The sequence below is a fragment of the Caballeronia sp. LP006 genome (assembly GCF_031450995.1).
In the GTDB taxonomy this organism is placed as follows: domain Bacteria; phylum Pseudomonadota; class Gammaproteobacteria; order Burkholderiales; family Burkholderiaceae; genus Caballeronia.
The window spans coordinates 2,077,968-2,100,156 of record NZ_JARTVW010000005.1 but is presented as its reverse complement, the minus strand read 5'-3'; the positions used below and the strand labels follow the sequence as shown (position 1 = coordinate 2,100,156).

Here is a 22,189-nt window from a genome sequence, read left to right as displayed (position 1 = left end):
ATTCTTGAGACGAATCGGTTGCGTTGACGCATTTCGACGATTCTCAGCGCGTCGCCACGTTGCGATGCCGCGTACTCACGCGCCGCCAGTACAGAAAGAGGCCGATTCCCGCCACGCCGAGACTCACCGTATTGGCTATCCAGAAGCCGCGCGCGCCTTGCAGCCACTCGGGCACCATGCCGCCGACATCGAAGCCGAGCAGATAGCCGCCGCCGAGGCCGATGCCCCACAGCGCGATTGCGTAGATGACGGTCGGCACGAGCGTGACCTTGTAGGCCCGCAGGATGAACGCCGTGGTGATCTGCAGCGCGTCGCAGAGGTGATAGAAGAAGATGATGAAGACGAGCGGCATCGCGGCGGCGATCACGTGGGCGTCAGGCGTGTAGGCGGCGATGATCTGCGGCCGCGCGGCAAGCAGGATCACGCCGTACACCAGCGCCAGCACGCACGCCATGCCGATGCCGTGCCGCGAGATCGAGGCCGCGTCGTCCAGACGCTTTGCGCCGAGTGCCTGCGACACCAGCGTCGACGACGCGATCCCGATGGCAAGCGGCGTCATGTAGAGCACCGCGCCGAGGTTGCCCGCGATCTGATGTCCCGCGAGCGTGGTCGTGCCGAAGCGCGAGATGAAGAGCGCCATGAACGTGTACGACGTCACTTCGATGAGATACGAAAGCCCCATCGGAATGCCGAGACGCAGCAGCGCCATCTGCCGCTTCCACACGGGCCAGCAAAAGCGCGCGAAGATGCCGAACGGCCGGAAGAATTCCACGCGCAGCAGCACCGTGATTCCGACGATGGCGAGCGCCCAGTTGATGAGCGTGCTCGCAAGCGCGCAGCCGGGACCGCCGAGCGCGGGCACGCCGAAACCGCCGAAGATGAACCAGGTATTGAGCGGAAACTTGAGCACGAGCCCGCCGACTTGCAGAAACATCACGAGCCGCGGTTTGCCGACCGCGTTCGCCAGCGAGCTATACACGCGAAACACGAGACTCGCGGGCAGCCCGAACGAGAGAATGCGCAAGTAGTCCACCGTGCGGTCATGCAGCGCGGGCGGCGCTTTCGCGAGACTCAGCAGCGGTTCGGGAAAATAGAGCAGTACGAAGCCGATCACCATGAGTACCGAAGCGAGCCACAGCGCCTGCCGCGTTTCCTCGCCGATTTCCGCCTCGCGGCCCGCGCCGAAGAGTTGCCCGGCAATCGGCTGGAGCGCGACGAGAATGCCCGTCAAGCCGATATACACCGAGATATAGACGGACGAACCGAGCCCGAGCGCCGCGAGATCGGTGGCGGAGAAGCGGCCGACCATCGCGGTATCGATCACGCCGAACGCGATCACCGCAAGCTGGCCGATCAGCACGGGCCAGGCAAGCGCGCCGATCTTGCGGACATCGCTCAGCATGCCCGTGGCGGCTTTGGAAGACACGGCGGCGCCCATGCGTTATTGCACCCGGCGCAGGCTTTTCGGACGCAGCGGCTTCTTGACCGGCGGCGTGGGGCGCGCAATGCGCACGTAGAGGCGGAAGCGCTCGTCGCGGTCGGCCACGCGCCGGCCTTCCCAGACGAGCTTCCATTCGAACGCCGAGATGGACGGCGGATCGCCGTAATCCGCGCGATCCTGACGCAGCACCACGTCGCAATCTTCGTCGAACGCGAAGTGCATGCCGCCGAAGTACGCGAAGGTGGCGATCTGCGCGTCGCCGAGACGTGCGGGCGAGATGCAGTTGTAGTCGGGCGGAAGATGATCGGCGATCTGCTCCGCGACATCGCGATACGTCCGGCTGTAGTTGACGACCGGCAGCCATAAAGTCATGAGCAAGACCCACATCAGCGTGGTGCCCGCGCTCGATAGCACGACACTGCGCCACAGCACCTTCGGATGGCGTGCAAGCCGCCAGCGCGCGAGCAGGAACCAGCACGCCGTCACCGCGACCGCGCAGACGAACGAAATGAGTTTGAATTCAGGATGAAAACCGGGCGCGAGGCGCGCGAGATTGCGGGCCATGGGCGCGGGAAAGCCGAACATGCCGGCCGTCCACACGAGCCAGACGAGCGTGCCGATGATCGTGAAACTGAGCATGGCGAACCAGTCGATCGCGTTGATCGCGCCGCGTTTCAAGGTCGGCAGCGCGAAAGTCGCGAGCACGGACAGCGGCGGCAGCAGCAGCAAGAAGAGGCGATTGGTTTCGCGCGCCTGCAGCACGACGAGCACGAGCAGCGGTCCGATCACGGACAAGGGCACGGCGACGTGCGGCGAGCGGCGCATGCCGCCCCAGCTCACGAAGGCCCAGATTGCAAGCGGCCAGGCGGGCCAGGTGAAGAGCGGCAGGTTCTTCATCGCGTAGCCGAACACGAGCGACGGCGGCCCGGAGAAAGTATCGAAGCTGTTGCGCCACCATTGACGCAGCCACCATTCGCCGTCGTCGGGGAAGAAATGCAGCGTCGGCAGCACCCACGCGGCGATCAGCACGACGGCGACGGGCAGGCCGTAGATCAGCAGCGGCGCGGCGCGCACCTGACGCACGATGATGGTCATTGCAAGCGTGCATAGCAAAAGCGCGAACACCAGCACGGGCGAGCTCGACAAGCCGACCACGCCGATTGCCGCGCCCCACACGAGCGCACCGTGAATCGGCTTGTCGATGCTGCGAACGAGGCCGTAGATGAGCATCGCGGTGCCGGCGAACTGCGCGAGCTGCGGCGTGGTTTCGTGACCGCGCTCGGCGAGCCCGAAGCAGGCAAGGAGAATCAGCAAGGCGCCGTCGGCGAGCGTGCGGCCGTAGTCGCGCGGCTCGGGTTCGCCGCCGAACGCGTATTTGAATGGCTGGGCTTCGTCGCGCCGGCCAAGCAGATAGGCCGTGTACCAGACGAACGCGCACGCGATGGTGAAGAGCAGGCCCGTGACCACGCGCGAGGCGTTGCTGGCATCGACCCACGGACTCAGGATCCGGATCGACGATGCCCCGAGCCAGTACATCAGCGGGCCGTCGCCCGTGAGCGCCTTGCCGACGAGATTGGGCAGCAGCCAGTCGCGCGCGTCGCCGTTGGCCATCGTCCACATCACGCCGAAGCCCGCCGCGTCCTCGTTCTTCCACGGGTCGCGGCCGAACAGCCCGAACGACGCGTAGACGATACAGATGGCGAGCAGTAGCCAGCGCGGCAGGGCGCTGGTGGCGGAGGCGGTCAGACGAACGACAGATCGCATGCGTGAGGGCTTATCGAGAGAAACGGGCAGTGCGCCGTGCGTTGGTGCGTGCGGGTAGGTTGCCAGGTGCGTGCAAGCGCGGCGGGGGCCAGAGCATCCGGCATTGTAGACGCGCGCCTCGGAATGCGTCAGTGTCGACGGGCTCGCGGTAACGCCGTGCAACAACCCTTACCGTTTTGCCGTGCAGCATCATGGAAACGGCAGAGACAAAAAAGGGCAGCCAGAGCTGCCCTTTTTGCTGAAGCGGTGGTCCGTCTTACTTCTTGGTGGAGAAGCGAGCGAACTTGTTGTTGAACTTCTCGACGCGGCCTGCCGTGTCCATGATCTTTTGCTGACCGGTGTAGAACGGATGCGATTCCGACGACACTTCGATCTTCGCGAGCGGGTACGACTTGCCGTTGAATTCGGCGGTTTCGCGCGTCTGGATGGTCGAGCGGGTCACGAAACGGAAGTCGTTCGACATGTCGACGAACAGAACTTCGCGATAATTCGGGTGAATGCCTTCTTTCATGGTCTTTCCTGGTATCTGGCGGTAGCCAACCCGTTGCGTCTTGAGTTCAAGGCGCTCGTGCGAGTCACTTGCCTAGGGTCGAAAAACGGCGATTATGCCAGAAAATCAGACCCTTGACATCTTTTTGGGAAGCTTTAGAAGAGGGCGCCGACGCCCGCCGGGTCCTGCCGGTAATAGCGCGCAAGCAGGCGATACAACTCGGGATACTCCGCTTCGAAGGGTTTCGGCGTAACGAACAGCGCCTCGCTGCAGACCGCGAAAAACTCGGATGGATGATCCGTCGCGTAGGGATCGATCAGCGATTCGCGCTCGAAGCGGCCGAAACGGCGCTGCGGCACCGCGTCGACGCGGGCGCAGAATTGGTCATAGGCGTTATCGAAGACATCGGCCCACGCGGTCGAGTCGAGCGGCGCGTGCCAGCGTCGATAGAGCGGCGGATGACCATCGGCCTCGCCGTTCACCATGTCGATCTTGTGGGCGAATTCGTGGATCACCACGTTGTAGGCGTCGGCGCCATCGGCCATCTGGGCATCTTCCCACGAGAGCACGACCGGGCCGCCTTCCCATGCTTCGCCGCTGGCATCGTGTTCCACTTCGTGCACGACGCCGTCCTGATCTTCCACCGTCTTTTTGATGACGAACTCGCCCGGATAGACAATCACGCCGACCCAGCCGCGATAAAGGTCGAGACTGAGGTTGAGGACGGGCAGACAGGCTTGCGCGGCGATGGAGACGATCATGGCGTCGGTCAGTTCGAGATCGTGCGCGGTCGAGAATTCCTTTTGCGCGATGAAGAGACTCGCGGTCTCGCGCAGACGTTCGAGGTCGGCAGGATTCAGGTGGCCGAAGCACGGATAGGCATCGAGGGTGCGCCGCCACAGGCTTTCGTCGATCGCGTATTTGCGCAGCGTGCGCTCGCGGCGTTGCGCGCCGAACCAGCGGGTGAAGGGATTGGTCATCGATTGAGGCGGTGGAAGCGCGATAGACCGGATTGTACGGATGGGGGACGATCGTGGGCAGAATGCGATGCTTGCGGGATCGGCTGGAGCTGTCGCCACGCGGATAGAGTGGCCGGCAAACGCGAATCGATATCAGCCGACAGCGACGACATAAAAAAACCGCCTGACCAAAGGCAGGCGGTTTTTTCTCGACGCATAAGCGAATGGCAAATCAGCTGCCACCACGCCGCATCAAGTCGAAGAACTCGGAATTGCTCTTCGTCTGACGGATCTTGTCGAGCAGGAATTCCATGGCTTCGACTTCGTCCATGTCGTGAATGAACTTGCGCAGCACCCAAACCTTTTGCAGCAGATCCGGCTTGATCAGCAGTTCCTCGCGGCGCGTGCCCGACTTGTTCAGATTGATCGACGGATACACGCGCTTTTCCGCGAGACGCCGTTCCAGGTGCACTTCCATGTTGCCGGTGCCCTTGAACTCTTCGTAGATCACGTCGTCCATGCGGCTGCCGGTTTCGATCAGCGCGGTGCCGATGATCGTGAGCGACCCGCCTTCCTCGATATTGCGCGCGGCGCCGAAGAAGCGCTTCGGACGCTGCAGCGCGTTGGCGTCGACACCGCCCGTCAGCACCTTGCCCGAGGCCGGCACGACCGTGTTGTAGGCGCGTGCGAGACGCGTGATGGAGTCGAGCAGAATCACGACATCGTGCTTCATTTCGACCAGGCGCTTGGCCTTTTCGATCACCATTTCCGCGACTTGGACGTGGCGCGCGGCAGGTTCGTCGAAGGTGGAAGCGATCACTTCGCCCTTGACCGAACGCTGCATTTCCGTGACTTCTTCCGGACGCTCGTCGATGAGCAGCACGAACAGCACGATATCCGGGTGGTTCGACTTGATGGCATGCGCGATGTGCTGAAGCATCACCGTCTTGCCCGACTTCGGCGACGCCACGAGCAGACCGCGTTGGCCCTTGCCGATAGGCGAGATCATGTCGATGATCCGGCCAGTGACGTTTTCCTCGCCGCGCATTTCGCGCTCGAGCGGCAACGGCTTATTCGGATGCAGCGGCGTGAGGTTCTCGAACATGATCTTATGTTTCGAGGCCTCGGGCGGCTGCCCGTTGACTTTGTCGACCTTCACCAGCGCGAAATAGCGCTCGCCGTCTTTCGGCGTGCGCACTTCGCCTTCGATGGTGTCGCCGGTGTGCAGATTGAAGCGGCGAATCTGCGACGGGCTGATATAGATGTCGTCCGTACTCGCGAGATACGAAGTCTCGGGTGAACGCAAGAAGCCAAAGCCGTCGGGCAGCACTTCGAGCGTGCCGTCGCCGAAAATCGTGTCGCCACCCTTGGCGCGCTTTTTAAGTATGGCGAACATGAGTTCCTGCTTGCGCAGGCGGTTCGCATTTTCGATCTCGAGGCCATTGGCCATCTCGATCAGTGCAGACACGTGCTGAGACTTGAGCTCGGATAAATGCATACGGATTTCCCGCCAGGGAGAAGAGGTACGACAGAAAGATTTGGGAGAAGAGGTGAGCGGAACCGCTCTAGGACTTAGTACTTCTTGAACTCTTGTAATTCTAGCATAGCACACGCGACGCGGGCCTTAGGTTGGCCGGGGGCGGGGCTTTGGCGCCGATGTTGTCGGTGGACAACATCGGCGCCGTGGTTCAAGCGCGGTTCAAAGGCCGACGATGCTGGCTCCGAACCGGTCGAGCTATTACAGGTTGCTGTCCAGGAACGCGGTCAACTGCGACTTCGACAGCGCGCCGACCTTCTGCGCGGCCACTGCGCCGTTCTTGAACAGGATCAGCGTGGGGATACCGCGCACGCCGAACTTTACCGGCGTCGATTGATGCTCGTCGACGTTGATCTTCGCGATTTGCAGGCGATCGCCGTAATCCTTTGCGACTTCATCGAGGATCGGGGCAATCATCTTGCACGGACCGCACCACTCGGCCCAGAAATCGAGCAGAACAGGTTTGTCCGACTTGACGACGTCTTGTTCGAAAGATGCGTCGCTGATGTGCTTGATTGATTCGCTCATTGTCTGAATACCTCTATTGATTCGAGGCCCGCGTTTGAATGCTCGCCACGATACACCAAAACAGTAAAAGATTTTCGTCGCCGCTTGGGCGAGACGAAGCCGGCTTACCACGTCTGACGAGCCTTGCGGACTAGCCGCATGGACGATGAAGCATGCGCCGCACGTGATTCAACGCTCATCTTAGCTTAATTTGCTATCTGTCGCCGATGCCGATAGGCGCCGTCGCGCAGCCCTTCATTGCTCAGCTGGAGGCGCATTCGGGCAATGCAAGAGCGGAGCTGCATGGCGTCGGCGGCGTGCTCGCGAGGTCTATCGGGCGCGGCTATCGGCGTGATATGATTCGACGTGACGGGCCTCCTCGCATGGTGGCGCGGTCAACCTGGTCAGGTCGGGAACGAAGCAGCCACAGCCGCTTTCCACCAGTGCCGAGGGTCGGGCTCGTCACCTTCCGCTTTATTTGCGTTTTTCCGGCTTCAGTCTCCGCGGTTTCCTGCTTCACTCTCCTCTGGTTTTTAGTCGATTCGCTCGCATCTACGCGACTTGAATCCGCTTCTTCACGCGTGTTCCGGATGCGCCGGACAGCCGCTTTCGGCGGCGTTTGCCGCTAGTCGTTGCTGATACAATTTCGCGCATGACCTATCAAGTTCTCGCACGCAAATGGCGGCCGAAATCGTTCGAGTCGCTCGTCGGCCAGGAGCACGTCGTTCGTGCGCTCACGCACGCGCTCGACGGTGGACGCCTGCATCACGCGTATCTTTTCACGGGTACGCGCGGCGTCGGCAAGACCACGCTTTCGCGCATCTTTGCAAAAGCGCTCAACTGTGAAACCGGCGTGACCTCGAAGCCGTGCGGCGTGTGCCGCGCTTGCCGGGAAATCGACGAAGGCCGTTTCGTCGATTACGTCGAAATGGATGCGGCGAGCAATCGCGGTGTCGACGAAATGGCGGCGCTGCTCGAGCGCGCGGTTTATGCACCGGTCGACGCGCGCTTCAAGGTCTACATGATCGACGAAGTGCACATGCTCACGAACCACGCGTTCAACGCCATGTTGAAGACGTTGGAAGAGCCGCCTCCCCATGTGAAGTTCATTCTCGCCACGACCGATCCGCAGAAGATTCCGGTCACCGTGCTGTCGCGCTGCCTCCAGTTCAATCTGAAGCAGATGCCTGCGGGGCATATCGTGTCGCATCTGGAGAACATCCTCCAGCAAGAGAGCATTGCTTTCGAAGTGCAGGCGCTGCGGTTGTTGTCGCGCGCGGCGGACGGCAGCATGCGCGACGCGCTTTCGCTGACCGATCAGGCTATCGCCTATTCGGCCAATCAGGTGACCGAGGAAGCCGTGCGCGGCATGCTCGGCGCGCTGGATCAAAGCTATCTGATCCGCCTGCTCGATGCCCTCGCCGCAAGCGATGGCGCGGGCGTGCTCGCCATCGCCGATGAAATGGCTTTGCGCAGTCTATCGTTCTCGACCGCGTTGCAGGATCTGGCGAGCTTGCTGCATCGAATTGCGTGGGCGCAGTTCGCGCCGGCATCGGTGCTGGACGAGTGGCCGGAGGCGGGAGATATTCGTCGATTCGCCGAGGGCTTGTCGGCCGAACAGGTTCAGTTGTTCTACCAGATCGCGACCGTCGGACGCAGCGAACTGGGGCTCGCGCCTGATGAATACGCGGGCTTCACGATGACGCTTCTGCGCATGCTCGCGTTCGAACCCGCTGGCGGTCCTGGCGGAGGTGGCGGTGGCGGGCTCGCGGTGAGTGCGCCGCAAAGCGTGAAGGGCGCGCGCAATGCGGCGCTCGCGGGAGCTATGGCGGAGCGGGCCGTGGCGCCGGCACCGGTGGCTCGCGATGGCGTTCTGGCGGATCGAGCGGGCGCGCGGCACCAGATTAGCGACCGTTCTTTTGAGAAGTTGGCTGAGTCAGGTGAAGCGGCTGCTTCCGATTTGGACATGCATGGCGCACGGTCTGCGACCTCGGCGAAAGTCGGGCCACGTGACGCATCCGACGAGCTTGCGGGCGCTGAAGCGAAGCGCAGTGTCGAATCGGCTGAATCAGTCGCGAAGCCAGTCGGCGCGTCCGATGCACGAGGATCGGCGATGGCGGATGGGGCATCGCGTGCGGCTTACGCCGGTTCCGCGGACTTGCCGGACGCTGGAGGAAGTGCCGCTCCTTCGGGCGCGAAGAACGCGACCTCTGGCGATTCGACTGCGCTTGCAAACACGGCTGGCTTGTCAAGCGCATCGAGAGCGGACGTCGGTCATTCAGCTTTAGTGTCGGACAGCGCCGCATCTTCAGGCGCGCAGACGGCCACTGCCAATCCCGCTCCTGTTGCAGATAGCGCCACGCCTCCAGGCGCACGGGATATTGCCGCGGCCGCTGCCGATTCGGCCGCGCCTCTGAACACCATCGCATCTTCAAGCGATGCACCAGTGGCGCGGAAAGACTTCGATTCGGCCACGCCGAGCGCCGCATCTTCAGATGTGCGGAAGGCCGACTCTGCCGAGTCGCCTTCTGTAGCCGAGGCCGCCGAATCGCCGCTCGCGCAAGGCACAGGAGAGATCGTTCAGGCCAATACGCCGTCTGCTGTCGGGAATGCACGAGACGTTGTGTTTGACGAAGTGCCAGTCGCATCGGCGCCGCTTTCTGCCGCGGCTCGGCAAGCTGTAGACGAGGCTTCTAATAATGGCGCGTCCGAAACCGTGTCGCCGTCTGCCGGATCTGTCGCGCCGCGCAGCGCCGCAGGTGGCGCGAGGGACGCGCTCGAAGTATTGCGTAGTGCGGGAATGCGACTTTCATCGGATCGTGGTGGAAGAGGCGCGGCGGCAGCGCCAGCGGGCGCTCCTGCTGCAACGAAACCTGCCGTGCCGAAGCCCTCGGTTCCCGTGCCGACGCCGCGCCGCGTCGCGCCGCGCGCCAGCGCGGGCTCTGACGTACAGGCGACGCCTGCGGCAGACAACGCGGGTGCTGATGCCATTGGCGGGAGCAACGTCGGCCTCGACAATGGCGTTCGCGGGCGCAGCACCGGCGTGGGCGTCGACAGCAAAGGCAACGGTAGCGCCCACATCAACACCAACACGAACGCCAGCGTCGACAATGCCGCTCGCGCCGGCAATGACGCCAACGCGAAAGCAAGCCCCAAGGTCATCCCTCCTTGGGAAGACATGCCGCCCGACGACTACCCGCCGCCCGGATCGGAGGATGAATACTTCTCCGCCGCTCCCGACGACGGCTACATGCCCGCGTTCGATAACGCACCGGACGACATGCGCTTCGGCAACGAACCCGCGCCCGCAGCGAAGCCCGCGCCGAAGATCGACGCCACGCCGCTGCCGCCCGCCGTGCCGCTCGACGCTATAGGCATCGCGGGAGAATGGGCGACGCTCGCGGTCGATCTGCCGCTCAAGGGCATCGCATACCAGCTCGCGTTCAACAGCGAACTGACCGCCTGCGACGCCAGTTCGCTCACACTCGTCGTTCCCGTGCCGCAATACGCGGACGCCGCGCAAGTCGCCAAGCTCAAGACCGCGCTCACGGAGAAACTCGGCCGCGCGCTCGAGGTCAATGTGTCGGTTGCGCCCGCACGCCGCACCGCCGCCGCGCTCGACGCCGCCGAACGCGCGAAACGCCAGCAGCAAGCCGAGCAGGAAATCAGGCAAGACCCGTTCGTGCAATCGCTCATTCGCGATTTCGGCGCGAGCATCGTGCAGGGATCGATCAAGCCGGTTGCCGCAACGGGCGCGAATCCTTCGGGCGCGTCTTCTGTAAGATAAGCCATCCCGCGAGGCGCGCCGTCAGAAGCCGCGCCGCGAACGAATCAACCGGGCGCACGGGCATTTTCGCCTGAGCGTCTGCCCGTCATACGCACTATCCGTTTCAAGGAGCCGAATCATGATGAAGAACCAACTCGCCGGGCTGATGAAGCAAGCTCAGCAAATGCAGGAAAACATGAAGAAGATGCAGGATCAGCTCGCGCTGATCGAGGTCGAAGGCCAGTCCGGCGCCGGTCTCGTCAAGGTGACGATGACCTGCAAGAACGACGTGCGCCGCGTGCAGATCGATTCGAGCCTGCTCGCCGACGACAAGGACATGCTCGAAGACCTGGTCGCCGCCGCGTTCAACGACGCCGTGCGCAAGGCCGAAGCCACCACGCAGGAAAAGATGGGCGGCATGACGGCCGGCATGCCCATGCCGCCCGGCTTCAAGCTGCCGTTTTAAGCGCGTGGCCGAAGGCGCACGCGGCGTTTGCCGCGCTTTCGGCCCGCCCATGAGGACACATGAAACAACCATCCGCCTTGTCGGCGCTCGTCGAAGCGCTGCGTGCGCTGCCCGGCGTCGGCCCGAAGTCGGCGCAGCGCATGGCGTATCACCTGATGCAGCACGACCGCGCGGGCGCCGACAAACTCGGCAACGCGCTGCTGTTCGCGACCGGGCATCTGAAGCACTGCGAGAAGTGCAATACCTTCACCGAAGCCGACATCTGCGAAGTATGCAGCGACGAAGAACGCGATTCCGCGCTTCTATGCGTCGTCGAGACGCCGGCCGATCAGATCATGCTGGAGCAGACGCTCACGTATCGCGGGCTCTACTTCGTGTTGATGGGCCGGCTGAGTCCGCTCGACGGCATCGGGCCGAAGGAAATTCACTTCGAGCGGCTCATCAACCGCGCGCTCGACGGCACCGTGAATGAAGTGGTGCTTGCCACCAACTTCACCAACGAAGGCGAGGCGACCGCGCACTATCTGGCACAGACGCTCAAGTCGAAAGGGCTGAAGGTCACGCGGCTCGCGCGCGGCGTACCGGTGGGCGGCGAACTCGAATACGTCGATGCCGGCACCATCGCCCGCGCGATGCTCGACCGCCGCTCGGTGTGAGAAAAGATCAAGGACTGCATCGATGACAGAAACCGAAGCACTCGCGCTCGCGACGCATCGACATTACAAGGGCGGGCTGTATCGCGTGATCGGCGTCGCGCGGCACTCGGAAACCGAGGAAGCCATGATCGTCTACGAGCATCTCTGGCCGCATGATCGCGGTTTATGGGTCCGGCCCGCCGCGATGTTCAACGAGACGCTCGCCGACGGCGCGCCGCGCTTCAAGCCACTCGACATCCCACTTTAAAAATTGGCGGAGACGAACGACATGACCGCATCGACGGGCCCGCTTGCCGGCGTCAAGGTGCTGGAACTCGGCACGCTCATCGCGGGACCGTTCGCGGCGCGCTTCATGGGCGAATTCGGCGCGGATGTCATCAAGATCGAAGATCCGAAGGGCGGCGATCCGCTGCGCAAGTGGCGCAAGCTTTACCCTGAAGTGGGCGGAACGTCCCTCTGGTGGGCGGTACAGGCGCGCAACAAGAAGTCCGTGACGATCAATCTGAAGGCCGAAGAGGGCAAGGAGATCGTGCGGCGGCTGGCGAAAGAAGCGGATATCGTCGTCGAAAATTTTCGGCCGGGCTTGCTCGAAAAACTTGGGCTCGGCTATGAGGTGCTTTCTGCCGAAAACCCCGGTCTCGTGATGGTGCGGCTCTCGGGATACGGCCAGACCGGGCCGTATCGCGACAGACCGGGCTTTGGCGCGATCGCCGAATCGATGGGCGGCTTGCGTCATATCACGGGCTATCCCGAGTTACCGCCGCCGCGCATCGGCATTTCCATTGGCGACTCCATTGCCGCGCTGCACGGCGTGATCGGCGCGTTGATGGCGCTGCATCATCGGCAGGTGAATGGCGGCAAAGGGCAGGTGGTCGATGTCGCGCTCTACGAAGCCGTCTTCAACATGATGGAAAGCGTGGTGCCCGAGTACGGCGTCTATGGCATGGTGCGCGAGCGCACCGGCGCGTCGCTGCCGGGCATCGTGCCGTCGAATACCTATCCGTGCCGCGACGGCAGCATCGTCATTGGCGGCAATAGCGATCCCATTTTCAAGCGGTTGATGACGGCAATCGACCGTGCCGATCTCGCCGACGATCCCGCGCTCGCTTCGAACGATGGCCGCGTGCCGCGCACGCAGGAAATCGACGATGCCATCGCCGCGTGGTTGTCGACGCGCAGTATCGACGAGGCACTCGCCGTCCTCAACGCCGCCGATGTGCCCGCCGGCCGTATCTACAGCGTGGCCGACATGTTCACCGATCCGCAGTACATCGCGCGTCAAATGCTGCAGCGTTTTCCGTGGCAGGACGGCCGTGAGATCACGCTGCCGAACGTGACGCCGAAGCTGTCCGAGACGCCTGGCGAGACGCGCTGGCTCGGGCCGCAACTCGGCGAACATACGGATGAAGTGCTTCGGTCGCTTGGGTATGCCGAGGACGACATCGCGCGGTTGCGTGCGGCGAACGTGATCTGAGGAAGTCGTTACGCGTAAAAAACGCGAACTCTCGCGGCGGCCCGAAGATGGCCGCGACACCGGCGCCGGCTTGCGCATGGGGCAGGGCGTCGCGCATGCACCGTGGCCCACGACCAACCTTCGAAGCGCCTCAAGGCTCGATCACGATCTTCCCCGTCACGCGCCGGTTCATCATGTCGTCGAGGGCTTGCGCGGTTGCATCGAGCGGATAGCGTTTGGTCACCACCGGCAGCAACTTGCCGTCCTTGATCCAGTCCACCATGGTGGCAAATTCGGAATCGGCGATCGCGTGCTCGCGGCGCATGTGATCGCCCCAGAACACGCCGACGATGCTCGCGCCCTTCAACAACGCGAGGTTGAGAGGCAGCTTCGGGATCTCGCCGTTGGCGAAGCCGACCACGAGATAACGCCCGCGCCAGCCGATGCTGCGAAACGCCGGTTCGGCATAGGCGCCGCCCACCGGATCGAATATGACATCGGGACCTTGGCCATGGGTGAGCGCCTTGACGCGCTCGCGCAAGTCTTCGTTTCGATAGTCGATGATTTCATCCGCGCCTTGCTCGCGACAGAACGCGAGCTTTTCCGCGCTCGATGCCGCCGCGATCACGCGCGCGCCGAGAATCTTGCCGATCTGAATGGCCGCGACGCCCACGCCGCCCGCCGCGCCGAGCACGAGGAGCGTCTCGCCCGACTTGAGCGCGCCGCGATCCACGAGCGCGTGATAGGACGTGCCGTAGGCAAGCGTGAAGGCCGCGGCGAGCGCGAGGTCGACGTCGTCGGGCAGCACGACGCAATCCGTTTCCCGAGCACGCGCCTGTTGCGCGAATGCCCCTTGCGCGGTGTAAGCCGCGACGCGCATGCCAGGTTTCACGCGCGTGACGCCCGCACCCACCTCACGCACGATTCCCGCGAGTTCCGCACCCGGCGTAAATGGCAGCGGCGGTTTGAACTGGTACTTGTTCTGGATGATCAGTACATCGGGAAAATTCACGCTCGCGGCCTTCACATCGATGACGATTTCCCCGGCTTCGGGGTGCAAATCCGGCAGCGTTTCGACGGTGAGCGTATCGGGTAATCCGTGTTGGTTGCATCGAACGGCGCGCATGTGTCCTCCTTGATGGCCTGGCGCCAAGTGTAGGGCAGACGGCTGTCTGTGCGCGACCCCGCAAAGCGTGGGCGCGTCATGTTTCCTCGGTTACAATCGCCGGATGCGAATCCTACTCAGCAACGACGACGGCTACCTGGCGCGCGGCATCAACGCGCTGCACGACGCCTTGCAGCCGCTCGGCGAAGTAACGGTGATGGCGCCGGAGCAGAACTGCAGCGGCTCGTCCAACTCGCTCACGTTGTCGCGGCCATTGAGCGTGCATCAGTCGGCTAACGGTTTCAACTTCGTGAACGGCACGCCAACCGACTCGGTGCATATCGCGCTCACCGGCATGCTCGAAGCGCGGCCCGATCTCGTCGTGTCAGGGATCAACAACGGCCAGAATGTCGGCGAGGACACGCTCTATTCCGGCACGGTCGCGGCCGCCACCGAAGGCTTCATGTTCGGCATTCCGGCGATCGCGTTTTCGCTCGTCGGGCGTGACTGGCTGCATCTCGAAGATGCGGCGCGCGTGGCCGCCGAAATCGTCGCGCATTTTCTGGATCACCCCATGCCGGGTCATCCGCTTCTGAACGTCAATATTCCGAGCCTGCCGTACGACCAACTGCGCGAGTGGAAGGTCACGCGTCTGGGCAAGCGGCACCCGTCGCAGCCGGTAGTTCGCCAGACCGACCCGCGCGGCAACCCGATCTACTGGATCGGCCCGTCGGGCGACGCGCTCGACGCCAGCGAAGGCACCGACTTTCACGCAGTCGCGAACGGCTTCGTTTCGATCACGCCGCTGCAGCTCGACCTGACTCACACGAAACTCATGGCCGAGACCCGCGAATGGGCGCAAGCCGGGAGCCGTCGCTCATGAGCGATGAGCGCGCCAAGCGCTTCCCGCTGGCGCTCGCGGACCTCGTGCGCGAGCCGCGCAAGCCGGCCGGCCGCACGCAGGACGCGCGCGCCAAGTCAGTGGCGGTATCGACCACGAAAGCCGCTGCCGCGAAGCCGGGCAGTGTGCGCGGCGCGGCTTCGGCGCTCAAGAATCCGGCGAGCGCGGCGGCATCCGCCAAGTCCGCGACCACGGTTTTTCCGGTGCGCTCGGTGGCTCAGCCTGTCGTCAATTCCGTCGCCAAGGCCGCTACCAAACCGGCAAGTGGAACTGCGAAACCGGTTCCGGGCGCGAATCGCAGTCCGGCCCAGGCGCCGCATCCCCGAACGAGTGCATTGCGCACCGCGCAGCGTCCCGCCGGACGCGATCTGAACGCGGCATCGACGGCCACGAAAAAGGGCGCGCCCAACGTGGCATTCGCCAGCACGCAGACGCTCACCTCGGAACGGGTGCGCGAGCGCATGGTCGAACGCCTGCGCGCGAACGGCGTGACCGACCCGCGCGTGTTGAACGCCATGTCGGTCGTGCCGCGCCATATGTTCGTCGACCCCGGCCTCGCCGCGCAGGCTTACGAAGATGCCGCGCTGCCGATCGGTCACCATCAGACCATCTCGAAGCCGTCGGTCGTCGCGCGCATGATCGAACTGGTCGCGGCAGGGCGCACGTTGGACAAGGTGCTGGAAATCGGCACCGGTTGCGGCTATCAGGCAGCGGTGCTGTCGCAGGTCGCGACCGAGGTTTATTCGATCGAGCGCGTGCGGCCGTTGTCCGAACGCGCCAAGCTCAATCTTCGGCCGCTGCGTGTGCCGAATATCCGGCTGCATTACGGCGACGGGCGGCTCGGACTGGCTGCCGCGGCGCCGTTCGATGCCATCGTGATCGCGTGCGCGGGACTCGACGTGCCGCAGGCCTTGCTCGAACAACTGGCGATAGGCGGCAGGCTCGTCGCGCCGGTGGGCTCGCAGGCCGCGCAGTCGCAGGTGCTCACGCTCGTCACGCGCGTGTCGGCCACGCAATGGCGGGAGTCGCAGCTCGATCGCGTTTTTTTTGTACCTTTAAAATCCGGAGTGATTTGAAACCGATGAGTATCTTGCGTGCTTTGCGAGAAACGCGTGCGGACGTTCGCCTAACGGCGGCGCAGCGCGGTGCGTGCGTCCTTGCGCTGTCCATGCTGGCGGCCTGTGCGTCGCGGATGGATTCAGCGCCGGTGGTCGACAGAACGGGCGCGCCTATCGCCACGGATGCCGCCGCGCTTGCCAACCAGCCGCCGCCGCCTGGCTATATTCGCGTGAAACCGGGCGACACCCTATATCGGATCGCATTGGAAAACGGTCAGAATTATCACGACATCGCAACGTGGAATAACCTGACGAACCCGAACCAGATCGAAGTCGGTCAACTGGTGCGTGTGGCGCCTCCGGGTGCGAATCTGGCAGCGGCGACGCCGGGCGTGTCGACCGCACCGATCGCGGGTGGCGCGGTGGCTACGCAACCGCTTAACGGCGGCGCGGGGGTCTATGGCACGCCGCAGTCGGGTGCAACGACGCAGCCGCCGTACTACGGTCCGTCGTCGGGCATGGGCGCGGCGCCGGGCGCTGCATTGGGTGCGCTCGCGGGCACCACGCCGGCGCCGGGCGTGGACAGCGCGGCAACGGCTCAACCGGCTTTCATCTGGCCGGCGCGTGGTCCGATTCTCGGCACATTCGACGACGCGAAGAACAAAGGTTTGAACATTGGCGGTGCACCGGGAGATGCAGTCAATGCATCGGCGGATGGCAGGGTCGTCTACTCCGGAAATGGCTTGCGCGGCTACGGGAATCTCATCATCATCAAGCACGACGCGACTTTTCTCACTGCGTACGCACACAACCGCGCTTTGATGGTAAAAGAAGGAGACGCGGTGACCAAAGGTCAAAAAATCGCCGAAATGGGCAACAGCGATTCAGACCGTGTGATGTTGCATTTCGAAGTTCGCCGGCAGGGAAAACCTGTTGACCCACTGAAGTATTTGCCGCCGCAATAAAGCGAGCCATCATGCAAAAAACGAAGCGCCGCCAGCCGCAAGCCGAGACTGAGACCATCAGCCGACCGTTGCAAGTGTCGGTGGAAGACGGTGCTTCGACCCGAGACGACGATGCCGAAAACATCGACGTCGATATCGATTCCGACGAAGAAGGCGAAAACCGTAAAAAGGGTGGCGACGAGTCGGGAGAAGGCGCAAACGATTCCGCGCCCGAACCCGACGACTTTCGCTCTCTTTTGCAGGCCGAACTGACGGCCGACACCATTCAGCATTACCTCAATCGCATCAGCGTGAAACCGCTGCTCACCGTCGAGGAAGAGCAGCGTTATTCGCGTCTTGCCAAGGCGGGCGAGTTCGAGGCGCGCCAGGTCATGATCGAGCGCAATTTGCGGCTGGTGGTGAGTATCGCTAAGGGTTATCTCAATCGCGGCGTGCCTTTGCTCGATCTGATCGAGGAAGGCAACCTCGGTCTCATGCACGCAATCGAGAAATTCGATCCCACGCGCGGTTTTCGTTTTTCGACTTACGCCACGTGGTGGATTCGCCAGAGCATCGAGCGCGCAATCATGAATCAGGCGCGCACGGTGCGCCTTCCGGTGCATGTGATTCGCGAACTGAATCAAGTGTTGCGCGCGAAGCGTCATCTGGAAAAGAACTCGGCGAATTCCACCGATCCCGTCGCGCCCGAGCGCCGCGACGCGAGCATCGAGGATATTGCGTATCTCACCGGCAAGACGCCGGAGGAAGTCACCGATATCCTCGCGCTCAACGAACACACGGCTTCGCTCGATGCCCCGCTCGACCTCGACCCCGGCAGCAGCCTGCTCGATCTCCTTTCGGACGATCAAAGCCAGTCGCCGGATGCCGAAGTTCAGCACCGCGAACTGGAAACGCTCACGCGGCTCTGGCTTTCGCGTCTGTCGGACAAACATCGGCATGTGATCGAACGGCGTTTCGGGCTGAACCATATCGAACCCGCCACGCTCGAAGAACTGGCCGATGAAATGGGCCTCACGCGCGAACGCGTACGGCAAATCCAGCAAGAGGCGCTCGTGCGGCTCAAACGCTTCTTCGCCTCGAACGGCGTGCGCAAGGACGCCGTGCTTTAACGCTCCAAAGCGGCGTTCGAAAGAGTGCCGCGTTTCCAGAATTCAATGACACCGATTCTCGTATTCGACATCGAGACCATTCCCGATGTCGACGGCATTCGCCGTCTCGAAGACTTACCCGACGATCTGTCCGCGCGCGAAGTCGCCGAACACGCGTTCGCCGCGCGCCGCGAGCGCGTAGGCAACGACTTCTTGCCGCATCATCTGCAACGCATTGCCGCCATCTCCTGCGTCTTTCGCGACGACAGCGGTTTTCGCGTGCGCTCGCTCGGCACGAAGACGGATGGCGAGGCATCGCTGATCCAGTCGTTTTATCGCGTGATCGAGAAATACACGCCGCAACTCGTTTCGTGGAACGGCGGCGGTTTCGATCTGCCCGTGCTCCATTACCGTGCGCTCGTGCATGGCATCGCGGCGCCGCGTTACTGGGACTTGGGCCAGGACGATCGCGAGTTCAGGTTCAACAACTACATCAGCCGCTATCACATGCGGCATCTCGACCTGATGGACGTGCTCGCGATGTATCAGGCGCGCGCCAACGCGCCGCTCGATGCACTCGCCAAACTATGTGGCTTTCCCGGCAAGCTGGGCATGGACGGCGGCAAGGTGTGGGACGCCTATTGCGATGGTCAGATCGACGAAATCCGCAACTATTGCGAAACGGATGTCGTCAACACTTACCTCATGTATTGCCGCTTTCAGATGATGCGTGGCGGACTCACGCCGGACGAGTACGCGGACGAGATCAACTTCGTGAAGAACGCGCTCGCGCTGGAAGCGTCGCCGCATTGGGCCGAATATCTCACCGCATTCGGCCGGTGAGTGCGAGGCCGTGACGTTCGTCTACAATCTCGCCTTTGCCAACACGTCAGTCAGGAAGTACGCAGGTGTCTGAAGCCGCTCGAAAAAATTCGCATCGCCGCCGCGCCGCGCCGGCCAAAACCGTTATGCCCGATCCGTCATTCGTCGCGCCCGAAATCGAAATCGAGTCACTCGACATGGACGCGCGCGGCGTCGGCCGCACGGTCAACGAGAACGGTGAGCCGGGCAAGGTGATCTTCGTCGAAGGCGCGCTGCCCGGCGAACGAGTGAGCTATTCGAGCTATCGCAAGAAGCCGAGTTTCGAGCAGGCGCAAGTGGTGAACGTGTTGCGCGAGGCGGTCATCCGCACGAAGCCGAAGTGTCAGTTCTTCGGCACGTGCGGCGGTTGTTCCATGCAGCATCTCGACGTGCGCGCGCAGATTGCCGTGAAGCAGCGGGTGCTCGAGGACAATCTCCAGCATTTGTCGAAACTGCGCGCGGAAACCATGTTCCGGCCGATTCACGGGCCGTCGTGGGGTTATCGCTATCGCGCGCGCCTGACGGTGCGGCACGTCGAGAAAAAGGGCGGCGTGCTCGTCGGCTTTCATGAACGCAAGAGCAGCTATGTCGCCGACATGACGAGTTGCGAGGTGCTGCCGCCGCACGTTTCCGCCATGCTCGTGCCACTGCGGCATCTGGTAGCCGGTTTGTCGATTCGTGACCGCATGCCGCAGATCGAGCTTGCGGTTGGCGCGGACGTGACGGCGCTGGTGTTGCGCATTCTCGAACCGCTCAACGACGCCGACGAAGCGCTTTTGCGCGCCTTTGCCGACGAACACGCCGGCGTGCAATTCTGGCTGCAGCCGAAAGGTCCCGACACGGTTTATCCGTTTTATCCGCTCGAGAGCGAACTGGCTTATACGCTGCCGGAGTTTCACATCCGCATGCCATTTAAGCCGACTGATTTCACGCAGGTGAACCATCAGATCAACCGCGTGCTCGTGGCGCGCGCGTTGAGCCTGCTCGCGCCGGAACAGAACGATCGCGTGCTCGATTTGTTTTGCGGCATCGGCAACTTCACGCTGCCGCTTGCGCGCGTGTCGCGCGAAGTGGTGGGTATCGAAGGAAGCGAAGCGCTGACCGCGCGCGCACTGGAAAACGCGCAGGCCAATGGCGTGGACGGCCATACGTCGTTTGCCTGCCGCAATTTGTTCGAAGTGACTGCCGACGATCTGCGCGCGCTCGGGCACTTCGACAAATATCTGATCGATCCGCCGCGCGAGGGCGCGCTCGCAGTGGCGAAGGCGCTTGCGGACATCGCTCAAAGCGGCGAGGGTTCGCTGCCGAAGCGCATCGTTTATGTGTCGTGCAACCCGGCGACGCTCGCGCGCGACGCCGGCCTGCTCGTCCACGAGGCGGGGTATCGGATGAAGGGCGCGGGCGTCGTCAACATGTTCCCGCATACGTCGCACGTCGAATCCATTGCATTGTTCGAACGCGACTGAAGCGCTTTTATTTAAGAAGGCAAAAAAAACCGGCCCGAAGGCCGGTTTTTCGTTTGAAGCACCGGTTCGATCAGTTCCGGTTGCCGCCGAAGATGCCGAGCAGTGCCAGCAAATTCGTGAAGACGTTGTACAGATCGAGGTAGATGGCGAGCGTCGCGCTGATGTAGTTCGTCTCGCCGCCATTCACAACGCGCTGCACGTCGAACAGCATGTAAGCCGAGAAGATGACGATGGCGAGCACGGAGATCGTCAGCATGAGCGCCGGCAGTTGCAGGAAAATGTTCGCGACTGCAGCCAGCAGAATGACCATCACGCCCATGAACAGCCACTTGCCGAGGCCCGAAAAGTCACGCTTGCTGACCGTGGCGATGGTCGCCATGGCCGCGAAAATCACGCCCGTGCCGCCAAAGGCCATCATGATGAGCTGCGGCCCATTCGAGAAACCGAGGATGAAGCTCAAAAGACGCGAGAGCATCAGGCCCATGAAGAACGTGAAGCCGAGCAGGACGACCACGCCCATGCTGCTGTTCTTCGTTTTCTCGATGGCGAACATGAAGCCGAACGCAATCGCCATGAACGCGATGAAGCTCATTGCCGGGCTGGTGGCCGCGAAGAGGGAAAAGCCCGTCGCGACGCCGACCCACGCGCCGAGCACCGTCGGCACCATGGAAAGCGCGAGCAGCCAGTAAGTGTTGCGTAGCACGCGGTTGCGCACCTCGACCGAAGTGACGCTGCCGTTGCGTCCAAAACTGTAGGGTGATTCGTTCATGGTTTCTCCTTGCTTCAAATTGTCTGTCGTCGACCCGCGCTACATCCGTCATACACGAATGATACGGTAGGAATACTTAAGCGATTATGAGGCCGTTGCCCGCGCCATTCCGGTTTCGTGCAGTGCCTGATGTCGCGAGGCGGTTGCAAAGCGCGGCTCGACTCCAATATGACTGCCGCACGGTCCGAAATCAATGGCGCCGACATTTCTCGGCGCGAACACGCTTAAGGCACGCTGGCGTATGACGGTTCGACCCTTACGGCGCCGTAAGGTTTCAATCGCAATCATACCCTGCTTCATGCTACAATTGTCGATTCCTTTTAATCCGTAAACCGTTAATTTTTTGGAGTTTTTCATGGCAATCGAGCGCACCCTGTCGATTATCAAGCCGGACGCAGTGGCAAAGAATGTTATCGGCCAAATCTACAGCCGTTTCGAGAGTGCTGGACTCAAGATCATTGCTTCGCGCATGGTGCATCTGTCGCGCGCGGACGCGGAAAAGTTCTACGCAGTGCACGCTGCACGCCCGTTTTTCAAGGACCTCGTGGAATTCATGATCTCCGGTCCGGTGCAGATTCAAGTGCTGGAAGGCGAAGGCGCAATCATCAAGAACCGCGACCTGATGGGCGCGACCGATCCGAAGAAGGCAGACAAGGGCACGATCCGCGCTGATTTCGCGGACAGCATCGATGCAAATGCAGTGCATGGTTCCGACGCTCCGGAAACGGCAGCGCAGGAAATCGCGTTCTTCTTCCCGCAAGTGAACGTCTACTCGCGTTAAGTCGCGCGTTGGTTGCCGCATCGGTCCGCGCCTCGAGGCAGTGCGCCGGATCATGCGGCTGTCGCGCCGGCATCGCTTGAAAAGCTGGACATGCAGGAATTGGCGCGAACGGTCTCGGGCAAAAGCTCCCGAGCTTCGCAAACTGAAATGGCAGGA

21 protein-coding genes and 1 other RNA gene are annotated in these 22,189 nt (G+C 62.6%); 13 read left to right on the top strand and 9 right to left on the bottom strand.

What is annotated here, in order from left to right; genetic code table 11:
• Positions 1-43 precede the first annotated feature (43 nt).
• The 6 genes from P9250_RS26405 to trxA all read right to left on the bottom strand — a co-directional run bounded on the left by P9250_RS26405 (position 44) and on the right by trxA (position 6,719).
• Positions 44-1,402 carry an MATE family efflux transporter gene (locus P9250_RS26405; RefSeq protein WP_250525937.1) on the bottom strand — a complete coding sequence of 453 codons (1,359 nt, stop codon included), beginning with the start codon at positions 1,400-1,402 and terminating at the stop codon, positions 44-46.
• A gap of 39 nt (positions 1,403-1,441) precedes the next feature.
• Positions 1,442-3,205, bottom strand: coding sequence for a glycosyltransferase family 39 protein (locus P9250_RS26400; protein ID WP_250464983.1), 1,764 nt, complete (start codon positions 3,203-3,205; stop codon positions 1,442-1,444).
• 256 nt (positions 3,206-3,461) lie between these two features.
• On the bottom strand, positions 3,462-3,716 hold the full coding sequence (locus P9250_RS26395) for a type B 50S ribosomal protein L31 (RefSeq protein WP_016345518.1): 255 nt from the start codon (positions 3,714-3,716) through the stop codon (positions 3,462-3,464).
• A gap of 134 nt (positions 3,717-3,850) precedes the next feature.
• Entirely contained in the window at positions 3,851-4,675 is an 825-nt protein-coding gene (locus tag P9250_RS26390) for a zinc-dependent peptidase (RefSeq protein WP_250464981.1), read from the bottom strand.
• Positions 4,676-4,886: 211 nt separating this feature from the next.
• On the bottom strand, positions 4,887-6,152 hold the full coding sequence (rho, locus tag P9250_RS26385; protein WP_244825353.1) for a transcription termination factor Rho: 1,266 nt from the start codon (positions 6,150-6,152) through the stop codon (positions 4,887-4,889).
• 240 nt (positions 6,153-6,392) lie between these two features.
• Positions 6,393-6,719, bottom strand: coding sequence for a thioredoxin TrxA (trxA, locus tag P9250_RS26380; protein ID WP_008349330.1), 327 nt, complete (start codon positions 6,717-6,719; stop codon positions 6,393-6,395).
• Positions 6,720-7,066: 347 nt separating this feature from the next.
• Here trxA and ffs point away from each other — a divergent pair.
• The 6 genes from ffs (at position 7,067) to P9250_RS26350 (ending at position 13,060) form a co-directional block, all read left to right on the top strand.
• Positions 7,067-7,165: signal recognition particle sRNA small type (gene ffs, locus P9250_RS26375), an RNA gene on the top strand.
• 185 nt (positions 7,166-7,350) lie between these two features.
• Positions 7,351-10,485 (top strand): DNA polymerase III subunit gamma/tau, encoded by a 3,135-nt coding sequence (gene dnaX / locus P9250_RS26370; RefSeq protein WP_310396006.1) that lies wholly within the window; start codon positions 7,351-7,353, stop codon positions 10,483-10,485.
• A 118-nt stretch (positions 10,486-10,603) separates the two neighbouring features.
• Positions 10,604-10,930, top strand: coding sequence for a YbaB/EbfC family nucleoid-associated protein (locus P9250_RS26365; RefSeq protein WP_310396005.1), 327 nt, complete (start codon positions 10,604-10,606; stop codon positions 10,928-10,930).
• 59 nt (positions 10,931-10,989) lie between these two features.
• Positions 10,990-11,586 carry a recombination mediator RecR gene (gene recR, locus P9250_RS26360; RefSeq protein WP_244825350.1) on the top strand — a complete coding sequence of 199 codons (597 nt, stop codon included), beginning with the start codon at positions 10,990-10,992 and terminating at the stop codon, positions 11,584-11,586.
• Between the two features lie 22 nt (positions 11,587-11,608).
• Positions 11,609-11,833, top strand: coding sequence for a DUF1653 domain-containing protein (locus P9250_RS26355; protein WP_014191626.1), 225 nt, complete (start codon positions 11,609-11,611; stop codon positions 11,831-11,833).
• 21 nt (positions 11,834-11,854) lie between these two features.
• A complete protein-coding gene (locus tag P9250_RS26350; protein ID WP_244825349.1) occupies positions 11,855-13,060 on the top strand; it encodes a CaiB/BaiF CoA-transferase family protein in 1,206 nt (401 codons plus the stop codon).
• A gap of 130 nt (positions 13,061-13,190) precedes the next feature.
• On the opposite strand, the gene P9250_RS26345 is transcribed toward P9250_RS26350, so the two are convergent.
• The gene (locus P9250_RS26345; RefSeq protein ID WP_310396002.1) at positions 13,191-14,165 is read right to left on the bottom strand and encodes an NADPH:quinone oxidoreductase family protein; all 975 of its coding nucleotides are present in this window, start codon (positions 14,163-14,165) and stop codon (positions 13,191-13,193) included.
• A 103-nt stretch (positions 14,166-14,268) separates the two neighbouring features.
• On the opposite strand from P9250_RS26345, the gene surE reads away from it, so the two are divergent.
• The 6 genes from surE to rlmD all read left to right on the top strand — a co-directional run bounded on the left by surE (position 14,269) and on the right by rlmD (position 20,483).
• On the top strand, positions 14,269-15,027 hold the full coding sequence (gene surE, locus P9250_RS26340; RefSeq protein ID WP_310396000.1) for a 5'/3'-nucleotidase SurE: 759 nt from the start codon (positions 14,269-14,271) through the stop codon (positions 15,025-15,027).
• Positions 15,024-16,121 (top strand): protein-L-isoaspartate(D-aspartate) O-methyltransferase, encoded by a 1,098-nt coding sequence (locus P9250_RS26335; RefSeq protein WP_310395998.1) that lies wholly within the window; start codon positions 15,024-15,026, stop codon positions 16,119-16,121. The genes surE and P9250_RS26335 overlap by 4 nt, the downstream gene beginning before the upstream one ends.
• A 5-nt stretch (positions 16,122-16,126) precedes the next feature.
• A complete protein-coding gene (locus tag P9250_RS26330) occupies positions 16,127-17,068 on the top strand; it encodes a peptidoglycan DD-metalloendopeptidase family protein (protein WP_310395996.1) in 942 nt (313 codons plus the stop codon).
• 11 nt (positions 17,069-17,079) lie between these two features.
• Complete coding sequence (gene rpoS / locus P9250_RS26325) at positions 17,080-18,177, top strand: RNA polymerase sigma factor RpoS (RefSeq protein ID WP_250464972.1); 1,098 nt, start codon at positions 17,080-17,082, stop codon at positions 18,175-18,177.
• 45 nt (positions 18,178-18,222) lie between these two features.
• A complete protein-coding gene (locus P9250_RS26320) occupies positions 18,223-18,999 on the top strand; it encodes a 3'-5' exonuclease (RefSeq protein ID WP_250492295.1) in 777 nt (258 codons plus the stop codon).
• Between the two features lie 65 nt (positions 19,000-19,064).
• Positions 19,065-20,483, top strand: coding sequence for a 23S rRNA (uracil(1939)-C(5))-methyltransferase RlmD (gene rlmD / locus P9250_RS26315; protein ID WP_310395993.1), 1,419 nt, complete (start codon positions 19,065-19,067; stop codon positions 20,481-20,483).
• 70 nt (positions 20,484-20,553) lie between these two features.
• Here the strand turns inward: rlmD and P9250_RS26310 are convergent, their stop codons facing one another.
• Together P9250_RS26310 and P9250_RS26305 are read right to left on the bottom strand one after the other, a co-directional pair.
• Positions 20,554-21,252: a Bax inhibitor-1/YccA family protein gene (locus tag P9250_RS26310; protein ID WP_250492297.1), complete on the bottom strand. Its 699-nt coding sequence runs from the start codon at positions 21,250-21,252 to the stop codon at positions 20,554-20,556.
• An 84-nt stretch (positions 21,253-21,336) separates the two neighbouring features.
• The gene (locus P9250_RS26305) at positions 21,337-21,609 is read right to left on the bottom strand and encodes a hypothetical protein (protein ID WP_310395991.1); all 273 of its coding nucleotides are present in this window, start codon (positions 21,607-21,609) and stop codon (positions 21,337-21,339) included.
• Here P9250_RS26305 and ndk point away from each other — a divergent pair.
• On the top strand, positions 21,608-22,033 hold the full coding sequence (ndk, locus tag P9250_RS26300) for a nucleoside-diphosphate kinase (RefSeq protein ID WP_244825340.1): 426 nt from the start codon (positions 21,608-21,610) through the stop codon (positions 22,031-22,033). The two genes, P9250_RS26305 and ndk, sit on opposite strands and share 2 nt — an antisense overlap.
• Positions 22,034-22,189: the final 156 nt, after the last annotated feature.